This window comes from Streptomyces sp. CB01580 (assembly GCF_001905795.1).
In the GTDB taxonomy this organism is placed as follows: domain Bacteria; phylum Actinomycetota; class Actinomycetes; order Streptomycetales; family Streptomycetaceae; genus Streptomyces.
Genome location: NZ_LIXJ01000070.1, coordinates 1 through 4,018, shown reverse-complemented (window position 1 = coordinate 4,018; position 4,018 = coordinate 1). Strand labels below are relative to the sequence as shown.

General features: G+C 71.1%; 4 protein-coding genes. All 4 read left to right on the top strand.

Features of this window, described 5'->3' with window-relative positions:
• Positions 1-131 precede the first annotated feature (131 nt).
• Entirely contained in the window at positions 132-1,556 is a 1,425-nt protein-coding gene (locus tag AMK22_RS37020; protein WP_079186613.1) for an MFS transporter, read from the top strand.
• 10 nt (positions 1,557-1,566) lie between these two features.
• Positions 1,567-2,076, top strand: a complete 510-nt coding sequence (locus AMK22_RS37015) for a MarR family winged helix-turn-helix transcriptional regulator (protein WP_073792123.1) — start codon at positions 1,567-1,569, stop codon at positions 2,074-2,076.
• 168 nt (positions 2,077-2,244) lie between these two features.
• Positions 2,245-2,577, top strand: coding sequence for a DUF3817 domain-containing protein (locus AMK22_RS37010; protein WP_073792121.1), 333 nt, complete (start codon positions 2,245-2,247; stop codon positions 2,575-2,577).
• A 107-nt stretch (positions 2,578-2,684) separates the two neighbouring features.
• The coding region (locus tag AMK22_RS37005) for an acyl-CoA mutase large subunit family protein (RefSeq protein ID WP_073792120.1) at positions 2,685-4,018 on the top strand (1,334 nt) is incomplete at its 3' end.

Here is a 4,018-nt window from a genome sequence, read left to right as displayed (position 1 = left end):
GAGCGCGAACCGGCAGCGCAGCAGATCGCTCTCGTCGAGGTGCAACCGGAACGACATGTGCTGCCCTTCGTAGACTTTCGGCTCTGGCCGAAAGTCTACGAAGGGCAGCCCCGGACCAGCAGGCTGCTCCCATGCCGAGAAACACCGGAACCGCTGCGCAGTCCCCGCCCGAGAACCGCACCCCCCACAGCCCCCGCCCCCCTCACGGATACCGTGCCGTCTTCGCCGTGCGGGAATTCCGGGCGGTCTTCGCCGCGCACCTGCTCTCCCTCCTCGGTGTCGTCGTCAGCGAACTCGCCCTCACCGTCCTGGTGTACGGCCTCACCGGCTCGCCCCTGCTCAGCGCCCTCACCTTCGCGCTCGGTTTCCTCCCGTACCTCGTCGGGGGCACGCTCCTCGCCGGGATCGCCGACCGGTATCCCGCCCGCAGGGTCCTCGTCACCTGCGATCTGGTGTGCGCGGCGTGCGTCGCGGTGATGGTGCTGCCGGGCACCCCGGTCGGCGGGCTGCTCGCCCTGCGCTGCCTGGTCGCCGCGGTGTCGCCGGTCTTCACCGGGACACGGATGGCCGCGCTCACCGAGATCCTGGGCGACGGCGACCGTTACGTCCTCGGCCGCTCACTGCTGCGGATCGTCTCGCAGAGCGCCGTGCTCATCGGCTTCGGCGCGGGCGGGATGCTGCTCGCCGTGGTGACCCCGCGCGGCGCGATCACCATCACCGCCGTGACGTTCCTCTGCTCGGCGGCGCTGCTCCGCTTCGGCACCCGCGCCCGGCCGGCCAGGGCGGGCGCGGGCGCCGAAGCGGGCGGCGGCACGCTTCTCAAGGAGTCGCTCACCGGGGCCCGCGACCTGCTCGGGAACCGCCGGATCCGCGCCCTGTTGCTGCTGTTCTGGGTGCCGCCGCTGTTCCTCGTCGCGCCCGTGGCGCTCGCCGCCCCGTACGCGGACGAGATCGGGGTCGGGTCGGCCGCGCTCGGGCTGCTGATGTGCGCGATGCCGGTCGGCCGGATCGCGGCGGAGCTGTACGTGGGCACCGCGCTGTCGCCCCGGCTGCGCTCCTCGATCGTGCTGCCGGCCGCGGTCCTGCAGCTGCTGCCCCTGGTGCTGTACGCGTTGCGCCCCGCAGTGGCCCCGGCCGCGGTCGTCCTGGCGCTGGCGGGAGTCGGCGGGGCGTACGTCATCGGCCTGGACAAGTGGTTCGTCGCGGCCGTACCGGACTCGCTGCGCGGCCGGGCCATGACCGTGCTCACCGCCGGGATGATGACGCTCCAGGGTGTCGGCATGGCCCTCGCCGGGCTCGCCGCCGAGTTCTTCCCCGCGCACCACGTGGTCGCCGGGGCGGGAGCGCTCGGCGTGCTGTGCCTGCTGCCACTGGTACGGGAGGCCCGGCGGACCGCCCCCGCCGGTCACGACCCGGCCGAGACCCGGGACGAGGTCCCGCCCGGGACCCGGGAGACGGCCGCGACCGAAGCCCGGGACGGAGCCGTGACCGAACTCCGAGACGGAGCCCGGACCGAAGTCCGAGACGAGGCTGACCACCATATGACCAGTGGGTAAGGTCGGTTGCGTGCCGAAGCCGCTCAGTCTCCCCTTCGATCCCATCGCCCGCGCCGACGAGATCTGGCAGCAGCGCTGGGGGCCGGTGCCCTCGATGGCCGCGATCACCTCGATCATGCGCGCGCAGCAGATCCTGCTCGCCGAGGTCGACGCCGTGGTCAAGCCGTACGGGCTGACCTTCGCCCGGTACGAGGCGCTGGTGCTGCTGGCCTTCTCCAAGGCGGGCGAGCTGCCCATGTCCAAGATCGGGGAGCGGCTCATGGTCCACCCCACGTCCGTCACGAACACCGTGGACCGGCTGGTGCGCTCCGGCCTGGTGGACAAGCGGCCGAACCCGAACGACGGCCGGGGCACCCTCGCCTCCATCACCGACAAGGGCCGCGAGGTCGTCGAGGCGGCGACCAAGGACCTGGTCGACATGGAGTTCGGGCTCGGGGTCTACGACGCCGAGGAGTGCGCGGAGATCTTCGCCATGCTGCGGCCGTTGCGGATCGCGGCCCAGGACTTCGAGGAGCCGTAGGACGGCCCCGGACGGGGGCCTCCGGGAACCGTGCGAGGGCCTTGGAACGGGGCTCCGAGGAGCCGTGGGGCGGCCCCCGGTCCGGGGCCTCGGGGAAACCGTACGAGGGCGTTCCGGTACCCCGGCCCGCTGCAAGATCGCCGCAGGCGTCCGGTTACGCTCGATGCCATGAAACGCAGTGTGCTGACCCGGTACCGGGTGATGGCCTACGTCACCGCTGTCATGTTGCTGGTGCTCTGCACCTGCATGGTCTTCAAGTACGGCTTCGACACGGGCGAGGGCCTGACGCTCGTCGTCTCCCAGATCCACGGCGTCCTCTACATCATCTACCTGGTCTTCGCCTTCGACCTCGGTTCCAAGGCGAAGTGGCCGGTCGGCAAGCTGCTCTGGGTGCTGATCTCCGGCACCATCCCGACGGCGGCGTTCTTCGTCGAGCGCAAGGTCGTCCGCGAGGCCGAGCCGCTGGTCGCCGACGCCTCCCCGGCGACGGCCAAGGCCTGAACCGACGGGTCGCGGCCCGCCCCCGCGACCCCACCGAACCGCCCCGTGCCAGGCACCGGGCGGTTCCCCATCGACATTTACTAGGACGTCCTAGTAAATTCGATGGTATGGACGCTGACGCGATCGAGGAGGGCCGCCGCCGCTGGCAGGCCCGTTACGACAAGGCCCGCAAGCGTGACGCGGACTTCACGACGCTCTCGGGAGACCCGGTCGAGCCCGTGTACGGCCCCCGCCCCGGGGACGCGTACGAGGGCTTCGAGCGGATCGGCTGGCCGGGCGAGTACCCCTTCACCCGAGGGCTGCACCCGACCGGCTACCGGGGGCGCACCTGGACCATCCGCCAGTTCGCCGGTTTCGGCAACGCGGAGCAGACCAACGAGCGCTACAAGATGATCCTCGCCGCGGGTGGCGGCGGGCTGAGCGTCGCGTTCGACATGCCGACGCTGATGGGCCGCGACTCCGACGACCCCCGTTCGCTCGGCGAGGTCGGGCACTGCGGGGTGGCCATCGACTCCGCGGCGGACATGGAGGTGCTGTTCCGGGACATCCCGCTCGGCGACGTCACGACGTCCATGACCATCAGCGGACCCGCCGTCCCGGTCTTCTGCATGTACCTGGTCGCCGCCGAGCGTCAGGGCGTCGACCCGTCCGTCCTCAACGGCACGCTCCAGACGGACATCTTCAAGGAGTACATCGCGCAGAAGGAGTGGCTCTTCCAGCCCGAGCCCCACCTGCGCCTCATCGGCGACCTCATGGAGCACTGCGCCCGCGGGATCCCCGCCTACAAGCCGCTCTCCGTCTCCGGCTACCACATCCGCGAGGCCGGTGCGACGGCCGCGCAGGAGCTCGCGTACACCCTGGCCGACGGCTTCGGATACGTGGAGCTGGGCCTCTCGCGAGGGCTGGACGTCGACACCTTCGCCCCCGGGCTGTCCTTCTTCTTCGACGCGCACCTCGACTTCTTCGAGGAGATCGCCAAGTTCCGCGCGGCCCGCCGGATCTGGGCCCGCTGGATGAAGGAGACCTACGGGGCGAAGACCGACAAGGCGCAGTGGCTTCGCTTCCACACCCAGACCGCCGGTGTCTCGCTCACCGCGCAGCAGCCGTACAACAACGTCGTACGGACCGCGGTCGAGGCGCTCTCCGCGGTCCTCGGCGGCACCAACTCGCTGCACACCAACGCCCTCGACGAGACCCTCGCGCTCCCCTCCGAGCAGGCCGCCGAGATCGCGCTGCGCACCCAGCAGGTGCTCATGGAGGAGACCGGCGTCGCCAACGTGGCCGACCCGCTGGGCGGTTCCTGGTACGTCGAGCAGCTCACCGACCGCATCGAGGCCGACGCCGAGAAGATCTTCGACCAGTGGGCCTGCACGGTGACGTCGAGGGCGGTGGTGGGCTCGTCGGCGATGAGCAGTTCGGGTTCGCAGGCCAGGGCCATGGC

Bases quoted from the DNA above. Each gene is read 5' to 3' on its own strand.
- AMK22_RS37020 (WP_079186613.1), top strand. From the start codon at position 132: ATGCCGAGAAACACCGGAACCGCTGCGCAGTCCCCGCCCGAGAACCGC.
- AMK22_RS37010 (WP_073792121.1), top strand. From the start codon at position 2,245: ATGAAACGCAGTGTGCTGACCCGGTACCGGGTGATGGCCTACGTCACC.